The sequence below is a fragment of the Streptomyces sp. NPDC043427 genome (assembly GCF_056436655.1).
In genome coordinates this window covers 1-22,945 of sequence record NZ_JBWKCC010000004.1, presented here as the reverse complement: position 1 = coordinate 22,945, position 22,945 = coordinate 1, and the positions used below count along the sequence as shown (strand labels likewise).

The 22,945-nt window shown below is 69.3% G+C and carries 24 protein-coding genes and 1 rRNA gene; 15 read left to right on the top strand and 10 right to left on the bottom strand.

What is annotated here, in order from left to right:
• Positions 1 to 7: 7 nt before the first annotated feature.
• Positions 8 to 628 (bottom strand): DUF47 domain-containing protein, encoded by a 621-nt coding sequence (locus AC067M_RS09690; protein ID WP_478696463.1) that lies wholly within the window; start codon positions 626 to 628, stop codon positions 8 to 10.
• Between the two features lie 214 nt (positions 629 to 842).
• Here AC067M_RS09690 and AC067M_RS09685 point away from each other — a divergent pair, with 214 nt between their 5' ends.
• Positions 843 to 1,193 (top strand): metal-sensitive transcriptional regulator, encoded by a 351-nt coding sequence (locus tag AC067M_RS09685; RefSeq protein WP_478696462.1) that lies wholly within the window; start codon positions 843 to 845, stop codon positions 1,191 to 1,193.
• Positions 1,194 to 1,223: 30 nt separating this feature from the next.
• On the opposite strand, the gene AC067M_RS09680 is transcribed toward AC067M_RS09685, so the two are convergent.
• Positions 1,224 to 1,397 carry a hypothetical protein gene (locus AC067M_RS09680; RefSeq protein ID WP_166662621.1) on the bottom strand — a complete coding sequence of 58 codons (174 nt, stop codon included), beginning with the start codon at positions 1,395 to 1,397 and terminating at the stop codon, positions 1,224 to 1,226.
• 113 nt (positions 1,398 to 1,510) lie between these two features.
• A complete protein-coding gene (locus tag AC067M_RS09675) occupies positions 1,511 to 2,359 on the bottom strand; it encodes an SCO4651 family lipoprotein (protein ID WP_478696461.1) in 849 nt (282 codons plus the stop codon).
• Positions 2,360 to 2,499: 140 nt separating this feature from the next.
• Here AC067M_RS09675 and AC067M_RS09670 point away from each other — a divergent pair, with 140 nt between their 5' ends.
• Together AC067M_RS09670 and AC067M_RS09665 are read left to right on the top strand one after the other, a co-directional pair.
• The gene (locus tag AC067M_RS09670; protein ID WP_478696460.1) at positions 2,500 to 2,670 is read left to right on the top strand and encodes a hypothetical protein; all 171 of its coding nucleotides are present in this window, start codon (positions 2,500 to 2,502) and stop codon (positions 2,668 to 2,670) included.
• 67 nt (positions 2,671 to 2,737) lie between these two features.
• Entirely contained in the window at positions 2,738 to 4,276 is a 1,539-nt protein-coding gene (locus AC067M_RS09665; RefSeq protein WP_478696459.1) for an FAD-binding oxidoreductase, read from the top strand.
• A gap of 119 nt (positions 4,277 to 4,395) precedes the next feature.
• Here AC067M_RS09665 and AC067M_RS09660 read toward each other — a convergent pair whose 3' ends face one another.
• The 5 genes from AC067M_RS09660 to AC067M_RS09640 all read right to left on the bottom strand — a co-directional run bounded on the left by AC067M_RS09660 (position 4,396) and on the right by AC067M_RS09640 (position 9,370).
• A complete protein-coding gene (locus AC067M_RS09660) occupies positions 4,396 to 5,103 on the bottom strand; it encodes a phosphatase PAP2 family protein (protein ID WP_478696458.1) in 708 nt (235 codons plus the stop codon).
• Positions 5,104 to 5,339: 236 nt separating this feature from the next.
• Positions 5,340 to 6,284: a C40 family peptidase gene (locus AC067M_RS09655; protein ID WP_478696865.1), complete on the bottom strand. Its 945-nt coding sequence runs from the start codon at positions 6,282 to 6,284 to the stop codon at positions 5,340 to 5,342.
• A 123-nt stretch (positions 6,285 to 6,407) separates the two neighbouring features.
• The gene (locus tag AC067M_RS09650; RefSeq protein WP_478696457.1) at positions 6,408 to 8,090 is read right to left on the bottom strand and encodes a serine/threonine-protein kinase; all 1,683 of its coding nucleotides are present in this window, start codon (positions 8,088 to 8,090) and stop codon (positions 6,408 to 6,410) included.
• A 51-nt stretch (positions 8,091 to 8,141) separates the two neighbouring features.
• Positions 8,142 to 8,903, bottom strand: a complete 762-nt coding sequence (locus AC067M_RS09645; protein ID WP_478696456.1) for a trypsin-like serine peptidase — start codon at positions 8,901 to 8,903, stop codon at positions 8,142 to 8,144.
• Between the two features lie 50 nt (positions 8,904 to 8,953).
• Entirely contained in the window at positions 8,954 to 9,370 is a 417-nt protein-coding gene (locus AC067M_RS09640; RefSeq protein WP_478696455.1) for an ATP-binding protein, read from the bottom strand.
• 207 nt (positions 9,371 to 9,577) lie between these two features.
• Between AC067M_RS09640 and AC067M_RS09635 the strand changes: the two genes are divergently transcribed.
• From AC067M_RS09635 to AC067M_RS09590, 10 genes are all read left to right on the top strand, one after another.
• Positions 9,578 to 10,423, top strand: coding sequence for a helix-turn-helix domain-containing protein (locus AC067M_RS09635; RefSeq protein ID WP_478696454.1), 846 nt, complete (start codon positions 9,578 to 9,580; stop codon positions 10,421 to 10,423).
• 8 nt (positions 10,424 to 10,431) lie between these two features.
• Complete coding sequence (locus AC067M_RS09630; RefSeq protein ID WP_478696453.1) at positions 10,432 to 10,611, top strand: DUF397 domain-containing protein; 180 nt, start codon at positions 10,432 to 10,434, stop codon at positions 10,609 to 10,611.
• The gene (locus tag AC067M_RS09625; protein WP_478696452.1) at positions 10,604 to 10,849 is read left to right on the top strand and encodes a DUF397 domain-containing protein; all 246 of its coding nucleotides are present in this window, start codon (positions 10,604 to 10,606) and stop codon (positions 10,847 to 10,849) included. Before AC067M_RS09630 ends, AC067M_RS09625 begins: the two co-directional genes overlap by 8 nt.
• Positions 10,850 to 11,246: 397 nt before the next feature.
• Positions 11,247 to 12,587: a S53 family peptidase gene (locus AC067M_RS09620; RefSeq protein WP_478696451.1), complete on the top strand. Its 1,341-nt coding sequence runs from the start codon at positions 11,247 to 11,249 to the stop codon at positions 12,585 to 12,587.
• 366 nt (positions 12,588 to 12,953) lie between these two features.
• Positions 12,954 to 13,262, top strand: a complete 309-nt coding sequence (locus AC067M_RS09615; RefSeq protein WP_003991275.1) for a hypothetical protein — start codon at positions 12,954 to 12,956, stop codon at positions 13,260 to 13,262.
• 159 nt (positions 13,263 to 13,421) lie between these two features.
• Positions 13,422 to 14,282, top strand: a complete 861-nt coding sequence (locus AC067M_RS09610) for a hypothetical protein (protein ID WP_478696450.1) — start codon at positions 13,422 to 13,424, stop codon at positions 14,280 to 14,282.
• Positions 14,272 to 15,633: a hypothetical protein gene (locus tag AC067M_RS09605; protein WP_478696449.1), complete on the top strand. Its 1,362-nt coding sequence runs from the start codon at positions 14,272 to 14,274 to the stop codon at positions 15,631 to 15,633. The genes AC067M_RS09610 and AC067M_RS09605 overlap by 11 nt, the downstream gene beginning before the upstream one ends.
• Positions 15,630 to 17,189 carry an SCO6880 family protein gene (locus AC067M_RS09600; RefSeq protein WP_478696448.1) on the top strand — a complete coding sequence of 520 codons (1,560 nt, stop codon included), beginning with the start codon at positions 15,630 to 15,632 and terminating at the stop codon, positions 17,187 to 17,189. Before AC067M_RS09605 ends, AC067M_RS09600 begins: the two co-directional genes overlap by 4 nt.
• A gap of 9 nt (positions 17,190 to 17,198) precedes the next feature.
• Positions 17,199 to 18,623, top strand: coding sequence for an ATP-binding protein (locus tag AC067M_RS09595; protein WP_478696447.1), 1,425 nt, complete (start codon positions 17,199 to 17,201; stop codon positions 18,621 to 18,623).
• 1 nt (position 18,624) lies between these two features.
• Positions 18,625 to 20,202 (top strand): type IV secretory system conjugative DNA transfer family protein, encoded by a 1,578-nt coding sequence (locus AC067M_RS09590; protein WP_478696446.1) that lies wholly within the window; start codon positions 18,625 to 18,627, stop codon positions 20,200 to 20,202.
• Positions 20,203 to 20,206: 4 nt separating this feature from the next.
• On the opposite strand, the gene AC067M_RS09585 is transcribed toward AC067M_RS09590, so the two are convergent.
• Entirely contained in the window at positions 20,207 to 20,770 is a 564-nt protein-coding gene (locus tag AC067M_RS09585; protein ID WP_478696445.1) for a GNAT family N-acetyltransferase, read from the bottom strand.
• 93 nt (positions 20,771 to 20,863) lie between these two features.
• Here AC067M_RS09585 and AC067M_RS09580 point away from each other — a divergent pair, with 93 nt between their 5' ends.
• Together AC067M_RS09580 and AC067M_RS09575 are read left to right on the top strand one after the other, a co-directional pair.
• The gene (locus AC067M_RS09580) at positions 20,864 to 22,120 is read left to right on the top strand and encodes a sensor histidine kinase (protein ID WP_478696444.1); all 1,257 of its coding nucleotides are present in this window, start codon (positions 20,864 to 20,866) and stop codon (positions 22,118 to 22,120) included.
• On the top strand, positions 22,120 to 22,788 hold the full coding sequence (locus tag AC067M_RS09575; protein ID WP_478696443.1) for a response regulator: 669 nt from the start codon (positions 22,120 to 22,122) through the stop codon (positions 22,786 to 22,788). The genes AC067M_RS09580 and AC067M_RS09575 overlap by 1 nt, the downstream gene beginning before the upstream one ends.
• A gap of 62 nt (positions 22,789 to 22,850) precedes the next feature.
• Here the strand turns inward: AC067M_RS09575 and rrf are convergent.
• Positions 22,851 to 22,945: ribosomal RNA gene (rrf, locus tag AC067M_RS09570) — 5S ribosomal RNA — on the bottom strand; the annotation flags it as partial.

Sequence of the window (22,945 nt, the reverse complement as noted above, 5' to 3'; positions counted from 1 at the left end):
GAAGGGCTCAGGACTCCTTGACGGCGATGGTCTCCACCGTGTTCGCCACGTGCTCGAACGCGTCCGCCGCCTCCTCCAGCACGTCCACGATCTGCTTGAGCTTCAGCACCTCGATCGCGTCGTACTTGCCGTTGAAGAGGTGGGCGAGCAGCTTGCGGTGGATCTGGTCGGCCTGGTTCTCGAGGCGGTTGACCTCGATCCAGTACTCGGTCAGGTTCTGCATGGTCCGCAGGTTCGGCATCGCCTCGGCCGTCAGTTCCGCGGCCCGTGCCAGAACCTCGATCTGCTGCTCGACGCCCTTGGGCAGTTCCTCGACGTTGTAGAGGACGACCAGGTCGACGGCCTCCTCCATGAAGTCCATGATGTCGTCGAGGCACGACGCGAGGTTGTAGATGTCCTCGCGGTCGAAGGGCGTGATGAACGAGGAGTTCAACTGGTGGAAGATCGCGTGCGTGGCGTCGTCACCCGCGTGTTCTGCGGCCCGCATACGCTCTGCGATCTCAGCCCGGCCGGCGGTGTCCGCCCCGAGCAGTTCCATGAGGAGCTTCGAGCCCGTGACGATGTTGTCCGCGGACGCGGCGAACATGTCGTAGAAGCTCGTCTCCCTGGGGGTCAGACGAAAACGCACGTGGGGTCCTCAAGATGCATCGGTTTCGGTACGGCTGATGCTAGGTGCATCATCCGGCCACAGGAAACGGGCCGTCCATCAGTGTCGCCCATCAGACAGAGTGACTCTGGCCGAGGGTCCCCTACCCGGCAAACTTCGCTAACATATACCCACCAGGGGTATATGTCCGCAATCTGTTCACCATCTGCCCGCCATCCGTTCACAGGAGGACGCCATGACGACCACCGAGGCCGGCGCAGCCGCGCCCTCCGCTCCTCACGACACTCCCGATCACGACCGCGGAGTGCACGGGTACCACAAGCAGAAGGACGAACACCTCAAGCGTCTGCGCCGCATCGAGGGACAGATCCGAGGCCTGCAGCGCATGGTCGACGAGGACGTCTACTGCATCGACATACTCACCCAGGTGTCCGCCTCCACCAAGGCCCTGCAGTCCTTCGCCCTCCAGCTGCTGGAGGAGCACCTGCGCCACTGCGTCGCCGACGCGGCCGTCAAGGGCGGTGACGAGATCGACGCGAAGGTGGAGGAGGCGACGAAGGCCATCGGCCGCCTGCTGCGCACCTGAACGCGCACCTGCGCGGGGGACGCCCCCGGCTCACCCGCCGGAGGCGTCTCGCTCCTCGGCCACTCTCAGCACCTCGTCGATGCTCTCAAGACTGAGCCGGTCCTGGGCCGCGGAGGCCGCGATGATCAGGTCTCCGCACAGCTCGATCTCGGCGAGGGCCACGTGGTCCTGAACTGCCGTACCGCCGACCGGAGCCACGCGCATCACCTCTTCTCTGCCGTCACCGCTTCCTAGAGTAGGGAGCGGCCTACGCACCGCGCATGGCACGGAAGGGCTAGTTCTCCCCACCCTGGGGAAAACCCTTTGCTCCCGTCTTACTACTCAGCGATCCGCCCGGCGTAGATGTCGCCCGAGTCCGGCAGCCGTACGTCGACGGGGACCCCGAAGTCGTACAGCAGCGTCGTCGAGGCGACCGCCACGGCGCCCTTCTGCTGCCCGTTGACGAAGCTGAAGCGGTGCCGGACCTTGCGGATGCGGCCCTGGTCGTCGAGATAGACGTCGAACGGCACCCGAGCCGTGGCGAACCCTTTCGCCGCTGCCGACAGCGATTTTCGGCCACCTTCCGAGGCGTCGAGCGCCGCCGCCGTCAGGTCGGCGGTCCCGCGGTAGTGCCGCACCTCGGCCCCCGCGACCTCCGTCTCGCCCACGTATCTCGCCGTGCGCGTGCCGCGCAGGAGTTCCGCGGCGGCGAACGGATCCGTGACCCCGCCGGTCACCAGGTTCCCGTCGGACATCGTCGCCGTCTCCACCCGCACCCACTTGTCGGCGGGCACCCCGGCGCCCCGGTTCTTCATGAAGAGGGCGCCCGGTGCGAGAAGTTCGGTGATGGGCCGGTGCTCGGTCACCCCGGCAGGGTCCTGCGGAAGCAGCACCTTCAACCGCCCCAACTGCTTGCGGTAGTCGTAAACGCCCTGGCCACGGATGGTCACCCGGGTCCCGCCACTGGCCATCTCCATCGACGTACGGGCCTTGGACGTACCGGCGTCCACCAGCCGGTCGGCGGCGTGGCGGAGCGTCGCGACCGCGTCGCCCGCAGCGCGCGCGTCCTCGACGGCGGACCCGCTGCCGGAGCACCCACTGGCGCCGACACCGACGCAGGCCACCAGCCCCGCCACGACGACCGCCCCGCCCACCGTCCGCCTGTGCTGCCCCTGCCGCTGCGCCATCGCCCGCCGACCCCCAGCCGGTACGTTCGTCACGGACTCCCGTCGTTCCGGTTAACGACGGGTAGGGAGCGCCGTCACGCGTGGCGGAAGGCTTGCACCGGGCAGGCAAGCCCTTTACCCGGGCTGGGTAACTTGTCAGAGTGACGCAGCAGGACAGGTCGGCCCCTCCGCTGACCGACCAGGAGCACCGCACCACCACCGTCGAGCAGGGACCCTTCTGCCTGGCTCGCTGCACCTGCGGCTGGCGCGGCCCGGCCCGCCGGGCGAGAAGCCAGGCGCGGACGGACGCCGCGGCCCACACGGCAGGCTGAGCGTCCCGTGGAACCCTGAGCGCCGAAGGTCCGTCTCGCTCCATGAAGCCTACGGAAGGCGCAGGACATGGAACGGCGATTGTTCATCGGGGGCGGCGCGGCCGCGATCGCGGGGGTCGCGACGGCGGCGTGCCAGGGCAACGGCGGCGGGACGAACACGTCCTCCCACTCCGCCATGCGGACCACCGCGGCCACGGCCGCCGCCAACTGGGCGGCCCTCGCCCGGGACCTGGACGGCTCCCTCATCCGCCCCGGCGACGCCTCCTGGACCACGGCCCACCAGCTGTACAACACCCGCTTCGACGCGCTCAAGCCGGCCGCGGTCGCCTACGTCGCGCACGCCGCCGACATCCGTACGGTCCTGTCGTACGCCCGCGCCCACAGCGTCAAGGTCGCCATCCGCAACGGCGGCCATTCCTACGCCGGTTGGTCCTCCGGCGACGGACGCCTCATCGTCGACGTCTCCCGGCTCAAGGGGGTGCGCGCCTCCGGCAACGACGCGGTGGTCGGCGCCGGCGCCAAGCTGATCGACGTCTACCGCGCACTCGCCGCGAAGGGGGTGACCATACCCGCGGGCTCCTGCCCCACGGTCGGCGTCTCCGGCCTGGTCCTCGGCGGCGGCCACGGCGTGGTGTCCCGGGCGTACGGCCTGACCTGCGACAGCCTCACCCAGGCGACGCTGATCACCGCGGACGGCAAGCAGATCACCGCGAACGCGACGGAGAACCAGGACCTCTTCTGGGCCCTGCGCGGCGCGGGCAACGGCAACTTCGGCGTCGTCACCGAGCTGCGTTTCAAGACCCACCCCGCCCCGCAGGCTGTCACGGGCTATCTGTCCTGGCCCTGGTCGAAGGCGGCCGCGGTGGTGAAGGCGTGGCAGGAGTGGGGCCCGAGCCAGCCCGACCAGATCTGGTCCTCCCTGCACCTGGCGAACTCCGCCGGCGGCACGCCCAGGGTGTCGGTCGCCGCGTTCTCCATCGGCACGTACGGCGAGCTCCAGAACGCGGTGGACCGGCTCGCGGACCGGGTCGGCGCCCGGGCCGGCAGCGTCTCCCTGCGCCGCCGCTCGTACGAGGAGGCGATGGAGATCTACGCCGGCTGCTCGTCCTTCTCCACGGACGCCCAGTGCCACCTCCCGGGCTCGACCCCGGGTCGTTCCCCGCAGGGCAAGCTGGGCCGCGAGACGTACGCGGCCCGCTCCGACTTCTTCGACCGCTCGATCTCGGCCACGGGCATCCAGACGCTGCTCAAGCAGGTCAAGGACGTCCGGGGCGGCTCCGGCAGCATCGCCCTCACCGCCCTCGGCGGAGCGGTCAATCGCGTCTCCCCCACAGCCACGGCCTTCGTCCACCGCCGCTCCCGCATGCTGGCCCAGTACATAGCCTCCTGGCGCTCCGGCACGACCGGCACGACAGCCCAGTCCTGGCTCACCGCGGCCCACAAGGCGATGAGGCCCCACGCCTCCGGCGCCGCCTACCAGAACTACACGGACCCGACCCTGACGGACTGGCGAAAGGCGTACTACGGCGACGCAGCAACGCGCCTGACCCAACTGAAGCACCAGTACGACCCGAACCGCTTCTTCACGTACCCGCAGGCCCTCTGACCACCCAGCCGTCCCCACTGCGGGCATTCGTGCCGCTGGGGCGGCACGGGTGGGCGCAGCGGCACCCCGTGAGCGCCGGGCGGCGCGACCCACCCGCCCCCGGCACCGGCGCAGTGTGCCTACGCCGCGAGGTCCCGCTCCTCCGCCCCCACACGCTCACCCTGAGCGCCCGAAACGACCGGCTCCTGCCCCTCGTAGGACGCCCCTCGAGCCCGAACAAGCCAGCCGACCCTGGGCGACCGCTCCACAGCCTTCGCCACCGGCGTCAACAGGGCCGTCGCCAGCGGAGACAACAACAACGCCACAGCCGTCCCCAGCGCGAACCCGCCCACCACATCCGTCGGATAGTGCACGCCCATGTACACCCGGCAGAACCCCTCGAGCAGCGCGACCCCGATCCCGACAACCCCGAACCGCCGATTCGCGACGAACAACCCCACAGCCATCGCCATGGTGATCGTCGCGTGGTCGCTCACGAACGAGTAGTCGGTCTTGCCGGAGACCAGCACCTCCAGCCCCTGATGGTCGAAGAAGGGCCGAGGCCGCTCCACGAACCCCCGGATCGGCACGTTCACCAGCACGGCGACAGCGGCAGCCAGAGGCGCCCACACCAGCGCCGCGACCGAAGACGCCGCGTCCTCCGCCCCCCGCCGCCGCACATTCCACCAGCACCCCAGCACCAGCAGGATCATCGCCAGCAACAGCCCGTACTCACCGACGAATTCGACCACCCGGTCGAGCCAGTGCGGCGCGTCCTTGGCGAGGCCGTTGATGTCATAGAGCAGGTCGACGTCGGGGTTCGACCCGGATCCGGCGAGTCCAGCCATGGTGCTGCGGCCCCTTCATCGTGTTCTGCCCGGCACACCTCACACGTGTGCCGATCCTGCAACCACCCCCGTGGTGCGTAGACCGTTTTCCGCGCCCGTTCCCGTACGTACGACCGGCTACGACAACAGGAACGCACGCTCCCCGTTAATACGTTCCACTCTCCACCGAAAGATCACTCAGACGTTACCGAAGAGAGACACATCGCCGCAGCTCAGCGGGCGGGTTACCCCTTGGTTCAGACATGCGTGGGGAGCGCTTTCGCGCCATCTTCGGTCACCCGGGTTGCGCCGAAATACTTGCGCGTGTCGATCGGGTCGAACCGGATGACGGCACCCGTCCGGGGCGCGTCGATCATGTACCCGCCACCGACGTAGATCCCCACGTGATCGATGGCCCGGGAGTTGTTCGGATCGGTCGAGAAGAACACCAGATCCCCCGGCAGCAACTCGTCCCGCGAGGGGTGCGGCCCCGCGTTGTACTGATCGTTCGCCACCCGCGGAAGCGTGATCCCCACACTCTTGTACGCGGCCTGCGTCAGCCCCGAACAGTCGAACCGTCCACCCTGCTCAGCGGTACCGGTCCCACCCCACAGATAGGGCGTACCGAGCTTCTTCTGCGCGTAGTAGATGGCGCCGGCGGCCTGCTCGGACGGGTCGACCCTGGAGACCGGGGCGGCGAAGCTCTCCTCCAGTGTGCGGATCCGCTTGACGTAGTTCTGCGTCTCGCTGATCGCCGGAACTCCGCCCGCCCTGATGACGCGGTAGGCCCCCGCGTTGTAGGCCGCGAGCATGTTGTTCGTGACGTCGCCCGGTACGTCCTTGACGTACTTCGCCAGTTCGCAGTCGTAGCTGGCGGCCGATGGAATCGCGTCATTCGGATCCCAGATGTCACGGTCGCCGTCCCCGTCACCGTCGATGCCGTGCGAGGCCCACGTGCCGGGAATGAATTGGGCGATGCCGCGGGCGTCGGCGTTGCTGACGATGCGCGGGTTCCAACCGCTCTCCTGGTAGAGCTGCGCGGCCAACAGCGCGGGATTTATGGCGGGACAAAGGTTGCCCCACTTCTGGACGAGCGACCGGTACGCGGCGGGCACGGCGCCCTTGGCGAGCGCCTTGGTCGCGCCGCCCACCCCGCCCGTGAGGTTTCCGGCGACGAGGTACACGCCGATGACGAGCAGCATCGCGAAGCTCAGGAACAGCCCGACCGCGGCTCCGCCGATCACCCAAACTTTTCGCACGCCTCAACCATCCCCCACCACGGCCGTGTTTACGGCCCTTTCCCGAACCTGTCCGTGTCGTATGCGCTACTTCGAGACGAACCCGCGGCAGTCAATGGTCGCGTACTGCCTCGTCCCTTGGACATGCAGGAAGAGCACGGTCCAGTCACCGGGGTCGTTCTCGACGGGGATGGCGTCGCTGTACTTCTTGCCCCGCACGATCTGCTGGAAGTCGTCGGGGTACGTCAGATATACCCATTCGGTGCCGAGTTCGACGGGTTTGCTGGTGTAGCCGAGGTTCAGATTCTGACTGAGTGCCCCTTCGATGGGCTTGCCGGTGTCAGCATCGATCTCGTGTGGGGGCTTCACGGCGACGGACACGTAGTACGGCTTCGAGGCGTCGGACTTCAGGCGCACCCCGATCTGGCCCTTGCCCGAGGTGTAGGGGTCGTATGTACCCGCCTTGCCTACGGAGCTCTGGAACTGGGCGTTGGGGTTCTCCACCGGCAGGTTGCACGTTCCACCGCCGGTCCGTGACGTCGTGTCAGCCGTCCAGAAGTCGCGCGAGGGGTTGGTCGGCTCGATGTAGGCCGGTGGCTTCAATCCGTCGCTGCCCGCGGTCGTGGGCGCCGCCGAGGTGGTTCCCGGGTCCGCCACGTCGCTCTTGCCCTTGCCGCCGTCGTCGTCGGAGCCGGACAGGAGGCTGAGCACGACAACGGCACCCACCGCCAGGGCCACACCCGCCGCACCAGCGATCAGCCACGGCTTGCCCGGCCGCCGGACCTGAGTCGGCTGGGTCACCTGAGTGGGCGTGTAGCCGTAGCCGTGCGGGGCGACCGTCGGCAGGTCGTGGGCGCCGAGCGGAGCGTGGGCCGGAGGTGCCGGTACCGCGGGCGAAGCCGTCGGTGTGGGCGGAATCGCCTCACCGAGCCCGGCAAGCCGTCCGTAGAACGTGTCCTCGACGAGTGCGGTGCGTACCGCGCACCGCACTATCACCTCGGCGAGGCCCGGCCGCGCCACCGGGTCCTTGGCCACGCAGGACGCGATCAGCGCGGCCAGATCCGGTTCCACACCTGCGAGGTCGATGGCCTCGTGGACGGCGCGGTAGCTCACGCCCGCGGGCTCACCATGACCGAAGGGCGGCCGGCCGGTGGCAGCGTAGGCGAGGGTCGCACCGAGAGCGAAGACGTCCGCGGCGGGACCGACCTCGTTGCGCAACAGCACCTCGGGGGCGGTGAAGCCGGGCGTGCCGGGAGCGAACCCCGCCTCGGTGAGCGCTGTCTGTGCCGCGCTCCGCGCGATGCCGAAGTCGATGAGCTGCGGGCCCTGGGCCGCGAGGATCACGTTCTGCGGCTTGAGGTCCCGGTGGGTCACGCCGTGCGCGTGTACGGCCGCGAGCCCCTCGGCGAGTGCGGCGAGCAGGCCCCGGCACGTCTCGACGGGCAGCGGCCCGCTTGCCACCACGGCCTTGCTCAGCGTCGGTCCGGGGACGTACTCGGTCGCCAGCCAGTACGGCGCCACATCCAACGACGCGTCGATCAGGTTCGCGGTGTACGCACTGCGCACCGCCCGCACCGTCTCCACCTCGCGCCGAAACCGCGCCAGCGCCTCCGGATGGTCGGTGATCTCGTCCTTGATCACCTTGATCGCCACCAGCCGCCCACCGGGCGAGCGTCCGAGGTAGACCTGTCCCATACCGCCGGCACCGAGCCGGGCGAGGAGTGTGTGCGCGCCTATCCGCGCGGGGTCCTGAGCCTTCAGTGCGTCCACTGAACGACCATGCCACACGGCACAGTTCGCGCCACATGGGGCACCCGATGCTCACGGATCCGCAGCCGCGTCCCGGTACAGCCCCGCCGCTTCCTTCCCCAGCACCACGCTGTACGAGATGTCGGGCGTCACCCCACCCTCGTCGAGCCCGCCCAGGACACCCACGACCTGCCCGTCCCCGTTCACCCAGGGACTACCGCTCGTCCCACCGGTGAAGTCGGGGCACTCCAAGCGCTGCTGGGTCCGGCTGTGGAGGGTCGGCCTGTTGGTGCAGCGGATGGGCACCTCGCGGGAGTCGGGATAACCGGTGACGGTGACGGCGGTGGCGCCGGTGGCCACGCCGGTGACGAACGAAAAGCCACCCACGACGTCCTCGACGTCCCTGTCCCTGTCCCCGTTCTCGGCGAGGACGGCGAACGCCACGTCGCTGTCCTCGTCCTGCCCGCTCACCCACCCGTCCGGGAGGAAGGACCGCTTGACCTTCCACAGCCCGTAGGGGGCCTTCCCGTCCCGGTACCCGGGCGCGAAGACGAGGTCGCCCTTCACACCGGAGTCCCCGAGGCAGTGCGCCGCGGTGACGATGAGGTTGTGGTGCGGGCTGTGGACGACGGAGGCGGTACAGAAATGCTCACCTTCGAGCTTGCCGGAGCCGTCGAACAGCGCCCCCACCCGCGCGGACCGAGCCGTCGCCACGGCGACATCGGTCACCCCGAAAGGACCGAGCCCGTCCCCGGCGGCCGCCTCGGAGGCGGAGGTGACCGCCAGCAGCACGAGGAGGCAGAGCACGGTCTGTGGTCGGGCGGTGCGCTTCATCGGGGTCACTGTGGCCGACGAAGGTGAGAAACCAGTCAGCTCCGCCGCCACTACCGACACTCTGCCCACAGCACCTTCCCTACCCCCACTTCCGCCGCGCCCCACCTGTCCGCGCATGCCCGTACGAGGTGCAGTCCACGCCCGTGTTCGGCATCAGCCTCCGGCGGTACGACGAGGGAGACGCCGTCTGCCGGGACGAACCCGGACGGGACCCGCGGATTCGTGTCCCACACCCCGACCCGCAGCCCACCGTCGTCCGTGGAGCGGAGGCGGAGGGCGTAGGGACCGGCGGTGTGCAGGTGCGCGTTGGTGAGGAGCTCGGCGGCGAGCAGCTCGGCGGTGGGGGTGAGTTCGGCGAGGTGATGGGCGGTGAGGACGGTACGGAGGGTGGAGCGGGCGATGCCGGGGGCGCGGAGGTCGTGGGGGAGTTGGAGGGTGTAGGACCAGGGCGGGGTTACGGTGGGCATGGAAGTGTCCGATCACTGTGAGGAGTTGGGGAAGTGCGGATGGTGGTGACCCAGTGACGGTGCCGCCCCGTCGGACGGTGTGCTTCTGGGCGAGGCGCCTGAGTCATAAACTAGCGGCGTCCGTGTAACCCTTTAAACGATTCCCGTGAAGCAATTGACATACCACTCGTGTGAGTGACATGCCAGGGCAAGGAGGCGGGCAAGCCGGTGAGAAGCAACCCGACGGGTCGTCAACTCCGCTTGGGCAGTGAACTGCGGAAACTTCGAGAGCGGGCAGGCCTGACAGCCGCACAAGCCAGTCAACTGCTGGGCGTGAAGCCGAACCAGATCAGCAACATGGAGGCCGGCCGAGCGGGCGTCAGCGCCGAACGGGTACGCGCGATGGCCTGCACTTACGACTGCCCGGACGCGGCCCTCGTCAAGGCACTGGCCGGGATGACGGGCGACCGCAGACGCGGCTGGTGGGAGGAGTACCGCGAGATCCTGCCCGCGCCCCTCCTCGACCTGGCTGAGCTGGAACACCACGCCCAGGCCGTGCGCGACGCCACCACAGCCCGCATCCCGGGCCTGCTCCAGACGCGCGAGTACGCACTCGAGATCTTCCGTCAGGCGGTCACCGAACTCTCACCGCCCGACATCGAGCACCGTCTCTCGTTCCGCATCAAGCGCCAAGCGGTGCTCTACAACGCGGAACCCACCCCGTACGAGGCGATCGTCCACGAGGCCGCCCTCCGCATGAAGGTCGGGGGCCCTGCGACCGCCCGGCAACAGTTGCAGCACCTGCTCGACATGAGCGACCACGACCACATCACCCTGCGCGCCATCACCTTCGACGTCGGGGCCTACCCGGGGTCCGGACAGTCGATCACCTACGCACACGGCCCGGTACCCCAACTGGACACCGTCCAGCTCGACCAGTCCCACGGGGCCGCCTTCCTCGACGCCGAGGCGCAACTTCACAAGTACCGGTCCCTCTTCGAACGGGTCGAAGCCGTGGCGCTGAGCCCTGAGAAGACCCGCGACCTGGTCCACCACCTGATGCGAAACCTGTAAGGAAGCTGATGAACTGGCAGAAATCGTCCTACTGCTCCGAAGGCAACTCCTGCGTCCACATAGCCACCACCCCCCAAACAATCCACCTCACCGAAACCAGCGACCCCGCCGAAGCGATACTCAAAACCACCCCCGCCGCCTTCGCCTCCCTCCTCACCACCCTCAAGAAGGACACCCCCCGTGCCTGACGTCCCCCCCGACCTCACCTGGGAACGCGCCGCCCCACCCGACGCCACCGGGCCCGGCCCCTGGATCGAGATCGCATTCGGTGAGGGGGACGACCCCGAGACGCCGGTCTACATCCGCGAGACCAGCGACCCGGAGAACGTGGTGACGACCAACCGCCGCAAGTGGGACGCCTTCGTACTCGGCGTCCAGGCGGGCGAGTTCGACCACTTCGTGGAGGGCGTCCAGGAGACGCCGTGAAGGGGTGATTGGCGAATTTGGGCCAGTTCCGACGGCCGGTGAAGAGGTGAGAGTGGCCCAGATCCGCCAATTCCGCGACGGATCCCATCGCTCGACCTCGAAGACCCGCGTTGGCTCCACAGGCCGCCCGGAGCGCTCCCGAAATCTGCGCCCTTTCTGTGCCCCGCCTGTGCCCCAGGTCAAGCTCCGCCCATCCCCCCACCATCGCCCCGCCATTGCTCAGTAAGCCCCCTGCCCCCTTCAGTAAGGCGGAAGTCAGGATTCCCGAACCCTTCTTGTTGTCACGTACTCAACAAGACACAGTCAACGGCGGGCCGCCGCCCGCCGCCGGGGACCACGTACCGGTGGCCACCTCCACCCGCACCGCCCCTGTCAACCACTCCCAGGAGGCAGTACGTTGCGTACGACACCCCCCAACTCCCCCACGCCCTCCGGCAGACGGCTGCGCCTCGGACGGATCGGCTCCGCCCTCCTCGGCACCGCCACGCTCGTACTCGCCGGACTCGGCACCGCGGCCCACGCGAGCGCGGCCACCACGACCACGGCGAAGGCCACGGCCTCCTCCAAGGTGACGTGGACGGCCACCCCCTGCGCCACGCCCAAGCACAAGGGCGACCTGACCTGCAACTCCCTCCGCGTCACCGGCGGCATCACCGCCTTCCAGAAGCACCGGGCCCAGGCCGACGGCATCACCCCGAAGGCCGCCGACGCCTCCACCCCCTCCGGTTACGGCCCCTCCGACCTCCAGAACGCCTACGGCCTGACCGCCGCCGCCGCGAGCCACGGCTCCGGCGAGACCATCGCGATCGTCGACGCCTACGACGACCCGAACGCCGCGGCCGACCTCGCGAAGTACCGCTCGTACTACGGCCTGCCCTCCTGCACGACCTCCAACGGCTGCTTCAAGAAGGTCAGCCAGACCGGCTCCACGACCTCCCTGCCCACGGCCGACAGCGGCTGGGCCGAGGAGGAGTCCCTCGACCTCGACATGGCCAGCGCCGTCTGCCCGCAGTGCAACATCCTGCTGGTCGAGGCCAAGTCCGCCTCCATGGCCAACCTCGGCACCGCGGTGAACGAGGCGGTCAAACTCGGCGCCAAGTTCGTCTCCAACAGCTACGGCGGCGGCGAGTCCTCCTCCGACACCTCGTACGACTCCTCGTACTTCAACCACCCCGGCGTAGCCATCACCGTCAGCGCCGGCGACGAGGGCTACGGCGCGGAGTACCCGGCGGCCTCCAAGTACGTCACCGCGGTCGGCGGCACCGCCCTGAAGACGTCCTCCACCAGCCGCGGCTGGACCGAGTCCGTCTGGAACACCTCGAGCACCGAGGGCACCGGCTCCGGCTGCTCCGCCTACGACGCCAAGCCGACCTGGCAGACCGACACCGGCTGCTCCAAGCGCGCCATCGCCGACACCTCGGCCGTGGCCGACCCCGCGACCGGCGTCTCCGTCTACGACTCCTACGGCGTCACCGCCGGCTGGTACACCTTCGGCGGCACCAGCGCCTCCTCGCCCATCATCGCCGGTGTCTACGCCCTCGCCGGCACCCCGGGCAGCGGTGACTACCCCTCCAAGTACATCTACAGCGCGGCCGGCACCTCCGCCCTCAACGACGTGACCAGCGGCAGCAACGGCACCTGCAGCTCCACCGCGAGCTACCTGTGCACCGCGAAGTCCGGCTACGACGGCCCCACCGGCTGGGGCACCCCGGAGGGCACGGGCGCCTTCACCGGCTGATCCTCCGTCACACAGCGTGTCGGCGCGGGGCCGTGGGGGCTCCCGCTTCCGGCCAGGGGACGAACGGGCCGCGGCAACCAGCCGCGGCCCGTTCGCGCGCCATGAGAAAATCAGCCTGAAGGGTGGCTCAACGACGGGACCACACCCCGGGTTCCGATCCGGCCTCGTTGCCCGGCGTTACCCGCCGTGATACACAGAGTGACCATACGATTCATGTCCACCACCCAGGTGGCAAGCTATTCGTACGAAACCCGCCAATCAATGACGTCAAGTCGACATGCGACAGCGACATTGTCGGCGACAATGAGGCCTGACCTCTGCGCACCGCAGGGGACTGCGGAACAACCCATACAGGGGCGGTGACTAATGCTCTTTGCGGCCGACAAGGGAGACATCAACACCATCATCGGCGGGATCGCTCCGGACTGGGGCCCCTTCGGCAGCCTTGGCAACGAGGCCAAGGTGATGATCGAGGTCGTGATGGCGGTCGCCATCCTGCTCTGCCTCGGCATCGCCATCTGGGGCGCGGCGAAGCAACGCATCGGCGCGACGGCCCTCCGGGACACCTTCAGCGCGGAACAGGGCAAGGGCCTCATCATCGCCGGCCTGACGGGGGTCTTCATCATCGGCTCCCTGGGCACGCTGTTCACCATCGTGTACGGCATGGCGGTCTGACCCCTCCCGACCCCTCCCTCCTCTCCGGGCGCGCCCGGACCCCCTCTGAGGTTGCGTTTCCCTGATGTCGAGTCACCACACCGCGCCCGCGCGGGAACCAGCACGGCTACCGTCGTACTTCTACGCTTTTCAGTACGACGGCGAAGGGGCGTACGCGGCATGAGTCCCGGGGACGAGCAGGGCTACGGCGATCCGGCGCGCGCCGACGACGGCGGCGGGTACGGCTACGGCGGCAGCGGCCACACCCGCACCCGCCTACCCGAAACCGACCCCTACGGCGGCGCCCGCCGCCCCGGCCGCTCCTCATCCCGCAGCCTGGTCACCGTCGTAGCGGTAGTGGTCCTCCTCATCGCCGCGATCGCCTTCGCGAACCGCGGAGGGGGCGATTCCGATTCCGCGTCGGGCAGTACGGGCGACAAGCCGAAGACAGCCTCCACTGCGGCCAGCGGGACGGATCCGGTCGGGACGAAGAAGGCAGAGATCCCGACCGGGTACGCCCGTGACGCACAGGGAGCACAGAGCGCCGCGGCCAACTACTCCGTCGCGTTGGGATCGGCCGAGATGTTCAGCACAGCCAGACGGCACGAGATCGTGGACACCGTCTACGCGCCCGATGTCGCCGAGGCCCGCCAGGCCGATCTCGACACCGCTTACTCCAGCGAGAAGTTCCTGACCAACATCGGCCTCACCAAGGACGGCACCGCACCGGCCGGTCAGACCTTCATCTCCCGGGTCATTCCCGTGGGCACCAAGGTCACCGCGTCCAGCGCGAACAACGCCACCGTGGAGGTCTGGTACACCTCGCTCTTCGGCCTGTCCGGCGCGGCCTCGACCAACCCCGTCTCGGAGAGCTGGTACACCACCACGTACCAGCTGAAGTGGGTCGACAACGACTGGAAGATCACCGACTTCGACCAGAAGGACGGCCCCGTGCCGGTCGGGCGCGACCAGAGGGCCTCCACCGCCGACGACATGACGAAGGCCGTCGAGGAGTACGGAGGGTTCACGTATGCGCGCTAGCCACCGCTTCCTCAAGGTCACAGCCGCTGTCGCCGCTGTTCAGGCGACCACGGTCCTGCTGGCCACCCGCGCCTTCGCCGCGCCGACCCCCAGTCCCGACCCCTCGGTCACCGGCTCACCCTCGCCGTCACCGTCGCCGTCGCCGTCCACCAGCGACACCTGTGACCTGATCCGCGGCGCAGCCCGCAAGTACTGCGAGCGCGGCAACAACCGCTCCGGCGTCACCCGTAACCCCAGCGTCAGCGACACGCTCGACCCCCTCTCCTCCCTCGCGAAGGGCTGCGCGGAAGCCGCAGCCTGGACCATCGACAAGCTGAGCGAGGCGGTGAAGGAGACGGCGAACGTCGACTTCACCAACGCCAAGTTCCTCCAGCAGTACGCCGTCGTCTTCGCCGCGTCGACGATCCTCACGCTCCTGCTCTGGCTCCTGGCCGTCGCCAAGCGAGCGGTAAGGGGCGTGCCCCTGTCCACCGCCATCTCGGAAGCGATCGGCTTCCTGTGGCTGACGGTGCTGGCCTCCGCCTTCACCCCCCTGATCCTGTACACGGTCGTATCGGCGGCCGACGGCGTCACCGACGTCCTCGCGAAAACGACAGGCGACCAGGCGGACACGTTCTTCGGCACGTTCTCCGGCGCCCTCGCCAAGGGCGAGGACATCGGCGGCGGCCCCATCATGCTGATCGTCGTCTCCCTCGTGTCGATCCTCGCCGCCGGCGTCCTCTGGCTGGAGCTCGTCGTCCGCGCCGCCCTGCTCTACGTCGGCGCCCTCCTCGGCACCGTCGTGTACGCGGGCCTCGTCGACAAGAACCTGTGGGGCCACGTCCGCCGCTGGGCCGGCATCATGATCGCCGTCATCCTGGTCAAGCCGGTCATCGTGATCGTCCTCGGCCTCGCCGGCGCACTCTCCGCCGACGACGGCCCGAACGCCTTCTCCGCCGTCGTCTCCGGCCTCTCGATCATCCTGCTCGCCATCTTCGCCAGCGCGATGATCTACCGCTTCGTCCCCGGCTTCGGCGACGAGATCGCCCACTCGCGCAACAACCGCATCATGCAGGGCGCCGAAGGCAAGGCCGCGGCCGTCATCAGCTCCCCGGCGACCCTCGTCGCCCAGGGCATCAAGACACACAGCACCCGCGCCGACAACAACGCCGGCCAGGCCGCCTCCAGCGGCCCCCGCCCGTCCAACCCCGCCTCAGGCGGGGTTGCCGCACACAGCACCCGCACCTCCAACGGTGGCGGCGGAACTCTCCCCTCCGCCGCACCCCCGCCCCGCTCCAGCGCGGTCAACACCCCCCACGCCAGCAACACCCGCAACAGCAATACCAACCGCACGGGAGGTGAAGGGCGTTGACGACCGAGTCCCACGTGTCCCATCCGGTCACGCCCCGCCGTACATATCTGATCGGCCGCGCCCGGCCGAACGCGATCGTCGGCCGGAATCGTGAAACCGGCGAGATCGCGCTGATCATCGCGGGCGCGTTCCTCGGCATGATGTGCGGGCTCCTCGTCCCCGTCCTCTCCCTGCGCATCGTGCTGCTGATGGGCTTCCCGCTCGTAGCGCTGGCCGCCGTCTACGTGCCGTACAAGCACCGCACGTTCTACAAGTGGTTCGAGATCAACCGCAGCTACAAGAGGACGCTCAAGCAGGGCACCGCCTACCGGTCCTCCGTCATGGAGGCCGGCACCCGCCTCGACGGCCGTGAGATCGAGGTCGGCCCGCCGCCCGGCATCGGCCGCATCAGCTGGCTGGCCGCCCCGTTCGGCCCCGACGAGATCGCCGTCCTGCTGCACGCGGACCGCCGTACAGTCACGGCCGCCATCGAGATCGAGGGCCCCGGCGTCGGCCTGCGCGACAGCGAGGACCAGGAGGCCCTCGTCGACCGCTTCGGCACCCTCCTCAAGCACGTGGCCAACGGCGACGGCTTCGTCACCCGCCTGCAGATGCTCGCCCGCACCCTCCCCGCCGACCCCGACGCCCACGCCAAGGACGTCGCCCAGCGCGGGGACGACAAGGCGCTGCCATGGCTGCAGCAGTCGTACGACCAGTTGCAGTCGATGGTGTCCACCAGCAGCGAGCAGCACCGCGCGTACCTCGTCGCCTGTATGCACTACACCCGCGAGCTCGCCGCCGAGGCACACGCCATGGCCCGCGCAGCACGGCCCCAGAACGGCCGCAAGCTGGACCGGGACGCCGGTCTCGCCGTCGTCATGGCCCGCGAGCTCACCGACATCTGCTCGCGCCTGCAGGAGGCCGACATCCGGGTCCGCCAGCCGCTGGGCCAGGGCCGCCTCGCGTCCCTGATCCACTCCATGTACGACCCGGACCACCCCATCGACCACATCCAGGCCATGACCAAGCGCAACGCCTGGCCGGCCGAGCTCGATGCCATGGAGCCGACCTTCCTCCAGGCCAAGACCCGCGAGTCCGCCACCCGCGAACCCTGGTGCCACGCCACCGCCTGGGTGAAGGAGTGGCCGATGACACCCGTAGGGGTGAACTTCCTGGCCCCACTCCTCGTCCACACCCCGGACGTCATCCGAACGGTCGCAGTGACGATGGATCTCGAGCCCACCGAGGTAGCCATCGAACGCATGCTGACCGAGAAGACCAACGACGAGGCCGAAGCCTCCCGCGCCGCCAAGATGAACCGCACCGTCGACCCCCGCGACATCGCCGCCCACAACCGCCTCGACCAACGCGGCGAGGACCTCGCGAGCGGCGCCGCGGGCGTCAACCTGGTCGGCTACATCACCGTGTCCTCCCGCTCCCCCGAGGCCCTGGCCCGCGACAAGCGGACCATAAGGGCCTCGGCCGGCAAGTCGTACCTCAAGCTGGAATGGTGCGACCGCGAGCACCACCGCGCCTTCGTGAACACCCTCCCGTTCGCCACCGGCATCCGAAGGTAGGGCTTTAGCATGCGGGATCCGCTGTCCGTGCTCACCGACGCCTTCACCTCCTTCCTCTTCGGGAAGGTCGAGACGACCCGCCTGCCGGTGCGCACCTCCACGGGCCAGGCCCAGGCGGTCTACCTCCCGACCGCCGCCCCCGGCCTCGGCGACTCCGGCGTGATCATCGGCCGCGAGGTCTACTCCGGCAAGGGCTACATCTACGACCCCTTCCAGCTCTACGGCCAACAGCTCCCGGCCCCCCACTGGCTGGTCCTGGGCGAGTCCGGCAACGGCAAGTCGGCCCTGGAGAAGACCTACGTCCTACGCCAACTCCGCTTCCGCGACCGCCAGGTCGTCGTCCTGGACGCCCAGGGCGAGGACGGCGTCGGCGAGTGGAACCTCATCGCGCAGGAGCTGGGAATAACTCCCATCCGCCTGGACCCGATGGCCGCCCTCGACCACGGGATCCGCCTCAATCCCCTGGACCCGGCGATCACGACCACCGGTCAGCTCGCCCTCCTGCGGACCATCATCGAGGTCGCGCTGGGCCACGGCCTGGACGAACGCTCCGGCTTCGCCCTCAAGGTCGCCCACGCCTACGTCAACGAGACGATCACCGAACGCCAGCCGGTCCTCTCCGACATCGTCGAGCAGCTACGGCACCCCGAGCCCGAGTCGGCCGAGGCGATGAACGTCGCCATAGACGACGTACGGGCGTGGGGCCTGGACGTGGCCCTCGTCCTCGACCGCCTCGTCGACGGTGACCTGCGCGGCATGTTCGACGGCCCCACCACGGTCGGCATCGACCTCGACGCCCCCCTCATCGTCTTCGACCTGTCCCACATCGACCGCAACTCCATCGCCATGCCGATCCTGATGGCCATCGTCGGCGTCTGGCTGGAGCACACCTGGATCCGCCCCGACCGCAAGAAGCGCATCTTCCTGGTCGAGGAGGCCTGGCACATCATCAACAGCCCGTTCGTGGCGCAGCTGTTCCAGCGGCTGCTGAAGTTCGGGCGCCGGCTGGGTCTGTCGTTCGTGGCGGTGGTGCACCACTTGAGTGACGTGGTGGACGGCGCGGCCGCGAAGGAGGCAGCGGCCATCCTGAAGATGGCCTCGACGAGGACGATCTACGCCCAGAAGGCGGACGAGGCGAGGGCGACGGGCCGGGTCCTCGGCCTGCCCAGGTGGGCGGTGGAGATCATCCCCACCCTGACTCCCGGCATCGCCGTCTGGGACGTCAACGGCAACGTCCAGGTGGTCAAACACCTCATCACCGAGACGGAACGCCCCCTGGTCTTCACCGACCGCGCCATGACGGAGTCCTCCATCGACCGCGCCGCCGAGGACGCCCTGCGAGCGGCCGAGCGGGAGGCGGAGGCACGTGCGGCGGCCTTCATGGAAGAGCACATCGGCGACCTGGACGGGTCGTCCGAGTCGACGGTGGCATGAGATGAGACGCGACGACCAGCAGCAGCAACAGCAGGGAGGCATCCCCGACGGCCTGTTGATGGGCATACTCGGGTTCCTCCTCGGCATGACCCTGCTGGTGTGGACGGCCACGGGCCTGGCCGGCCTCTTCTCCCACGGCTCCTGGCCGGCCGGAGTCACCTTCGCGCGCACCCCCCTGGCCATGCGCCACCTCATCGGCCGCCCCCACGACCTCCCCGGCGCCTGGCCCGACGCCCCAGCCACCCAACTCTCCGGCTACGGCCTCTTCTGGGGCCTCTTCATCGGCCAGCTGATGATCCTGGTCGTCCTGACCATCTTCGTCATGGGCACGCTGGCCCGCTGGCGCGCGGTGCGGGCGAGACGACGCGAGGAAAGAGCAGCGGCTCTGGAACGGGCGACGGGGGCGACGATGCCGCCGGAGACCGCGGGGAGCCACGACGTACCGGCTCCGGGCCACCACGCCCCGTACGAGACCCAGCTCCCGCGCAGCCACACCGCGTCACTCCCGAGCCACCACGAGGTCCCGGCTCCCAGGCCGACCCCGGAGCCGACGGAGCCCCCGACGCAACCCCATCCCGGTACGACGACAGCGCCCCTCGCGCAGCCCCAGCCCCAACCGTTCGCTTCTCCGTTCGGCGGCGAACGGACGGGCGGGTGGGAAAAGATCCTCGTAGCCCCCAAGGAAAGCCGCTACACCACCGCGGCCCAAGCAGTACGCGACGCGGCAGGCCCCGCCCTGGTCGTCACCTCCAACCCCGCCCTCTGGCAGGACACCAAGGACGCCCGCGCCAAACTCGGCCCCGTCCTCCTCTATGACCCCACCCACCTCTGCGACACCCCGGCCCGCCTCCACTGGTCCCCCACAGCAGGCTGCGAGGACAAGCAGACAGCGGTGCAGCGAGCGGCAGCACTCCTCACCCCCGTCCGCCCGACCGCCCGCCTCGACCAAGCGGTCAGCGACACCGCCGAGACGCTCCTGCGCAGCTACCTCCACGCCGCCGCCATCGACGGCCGCACCGTCCGCCACGTCCACCGCTGGTCCCAGGGCACCCAGATCCAGGACGCCGTACGCACCCTCCGTACGAACCCCAAGGCCGCCCCCGGCGCCGCGGGCGAACTCGAAGCCGCACTCACCGCCCACCCAGAACGCCGGGACATGGCCCACGAGTTGACGACCCGTGCGCTGTCCTCGCTCTCCACGGTGAACATCCGTGAGGCCTGCACCCCGAACCGAACTGACGCCCTCTCCCTGGATTCCTTTCTGCACGAAGGGGGCACGCTTTATGTGGTCGGTGAATCCATCGAGGACCCGAGGACGAACCCCGGCGCGATGCCGCTCCTGACGGCCCTCGTCTCCAGCGTGGTCGAGCGCGGCCGGCGCATGGCCGAACGGTCATCCTCCGGTCGCCTCGACCCACCACTGACCCTCGTCCTGGACGACGTCGCCGCAGTGGCTCCGCTTCCCCAGCTCCCGGAGCTGCTGGCCACCGGGGCGGACCGGGGCCTGCCGGCCCTGGCCCTCCTCCGGTCCCGGGAACAGGGCCGCGCCCGCTGGCCCCACGACGAACTCCCGGTGTAGGGCGTCAGCCCTTCTCGAGGACGAACTCCAACTCGGACTCCTCGTCCCCGTCCGCCAACGGCACGGTCACCCCGCTCGGCCCGAACCCCACCTTGCGGTAGAACCCCTGCGCCCGCCCGTTGTCCTCGTGCACGATCAACCGAACCCGCTCCGCACCGCTCTCCCACGCCCACTGCACCCCCGCGGCGAACAGCGCCTCGGTCAGCCCGCTCCCCCGGTGCTCGGGCCGCATATACACCCCGACGACATGCCCCTGCCGCCGCTCGACCGGGAACCCGGCCCAGTCCGTCGTCCCCGCCTCCTCCATCAACACGGTCAGCGTCCCGGCCCACGCCCCGTCCGCCCCTTCGGCCACGAACTGCCGCACGCCGACCGCCGCCTCACCGCTCCTGGCGGCCCGCTCCTGCCAGAAGGAGTCCGGACGCCCCGCGGCCTCCTCATACGTCTCCAGATAGGCGATCGACGCCACCGGGTCCCGCAGCGCGAGCAACCGCAGCTCCTTCACGGCCGCCCACTCCTCGGCACGTATGGAACGGACGACATGACCCTGGGTGCTCACGGTGTTCATGCCAGCCACCGTAGTACCCAGGTACGACGCCCTCACGCGATATACCGCGACCGACCGACGCCGTACGGCGAACGGACCCGCCACCATGGTCACGTGCCGAAGGAGCAGACACCCGAGCCCCTCACCGAGTACGCCCATCGCATCAACAGACGCATACGCGCCCTCGACGAACGACACCCGCTGATCTGGGACCTGCTCCTCACAGGCTTCTGGGTGGCGGCCGCCCTGGTCGACGCCAGCGGCGGATGGCGCAACGTCGCCCGCGACTCCGACCTCCCGGTCCGGCTCGTCCTGGCCATGAGCCTCGGCTTCTCGGTCCCCCTCCTCTGGCGGCGCAGCCACCCCCGAGCCGTGCTCCTCGCCATGGCGCTGGTCGCGTTGGTCAACGCCTGGTCCGGAGCCGCTCTCCAGGCCGCCCTGCTCCAGCTGCTCGTGATCTACCACATCGCCCTGCGCCTGTCCCAGCGCACGCTGTGGTGGGCGTCGGCTCTGGTCATCACGCCGTTCACCCTGATGGCCGTCCGCCACCCGCGGGGAAGCATGGACCAGGACGTCGTCCCGGTGCTGATGTCCATCGTCACGGCCGCCGTCATCGGCATCGCGGTCCGCACCCGCCGCAACTACACCAAGGCCCTGGAGGACCGGGCCCGCCGCCTGGAGATCGAACGCGACCAGCAGGCCCGCCTCGCCACCGCGGCCGAGCGCACCCGCATCGCCCGCGAGATGCACGACATCATCGGCCACAACCTCTCCGTCATCACGGGCCTCGCGGACGGCGGCCGCTACGCCGCCACCAAGTCCCCGGAACGCGCCGGCCAGGCTCTGGATGCCATCGCCACCACCAGCCGCCAGGCGATGGGCGAACTCCGCCGCCTTCTGGACGTCCTGCGCGAGGAGGAGCCGCCCGCCGACCTCGAACTCACCCCCCAGCCCGCCCTCACCGACCTCGACCAGCTCCTCGACGGCGTACGGGCCGCAGGCCTCCCGGTCACCGCCACCGTCACAGGCACCCCGACCATCTCCTCAGGCAGGCAGCTCGCCGTATATCGCGTCATCCAGGAAGCCCTCACCAACACCCTCAAACACGGCGGCCCCAAGGCCACCTCGGAGTTAGCCCTGTCGTACGCCCCCGCCGGCGCCGTCACGGTCACGGTCACCGACACGGGCCACGGCAGCGTAGGGAGTGACGGCGGGGGCCGCGGCAGCGTAGGCCCTGACGGCGGGGGCCGCGGCCTGCCCGGCATGCGCGAACGCTCCGCCCTGTACGGCGGCACGCTTGAGGCCGGCCCACGCCCTCACCCCGAACAGGGGTGGCGTGTCCATCTGCACCTACCGGAGGAAACCCCGTAGTGACCAGTGTCCTCATCGCCGACGACCAGCCTCTCCAGCGCTTCGGCTTCCGCATGCTGCTGGAGAGCCAGGACGACCTGACCGTGCTGGGCGAGGCAACCGACGGCACCGAAGCGGTCCGTATGACAGCCGAGCTCCGTCCCGACGTCGTCCTGATGGACATCCGCATGCCCGGCCTGGACGGCATCGCCGCCACCCGCCGCATCATCAACGCCGGCCACCGCACCCGCGTCCTGATCGTCACCACCTTCGACCTCGACGAGTACGCCTACGCGGGCCTACGCGCCGGTGCCTCCGGCTTCCTCATCAAAGACGCCCACCCGGAGGACGTCCTGTCAGGCATACGGGCCGTTGCCTCGGGAGACGCGGTAGTGGCCCCGAGCCTGACCCGCCGCCTCCTGGACGCCTACGTCGAGTTACTCCCGGCCCCTGGCCAGGACACCTCCCCGCACACCGATCCCCGCCTGGCCTCCCTCACGGACCGCGAGCGCGAAATCCTCACCGTCATCGGTCAGGGCTGGACGAACACCGAGATCGCGACCCGTTTCCACCTCGCCGAATCCACGGTGAAGACCCACGTGACCCGCATTCTGGCGAAGACCGGTTCCAGGGACCGCATCCAGGCGGTGATCCTGGCGTATGACACGAGACTGGTGAGGCCGTCCTGAAATACGGGCCCTAAACGCAGAAAACCCCCGCACCGTGAGGTGCGGGGGTTTTCCCAATGATTGTTCGGCGGCGTCCTACTCTCCCACAGGGTCCCCCCTGCAGTACCATCGGCGCTGTAAGGCTTAGCTTCCGGGTTCGGAATGTAACCGGGCGTTT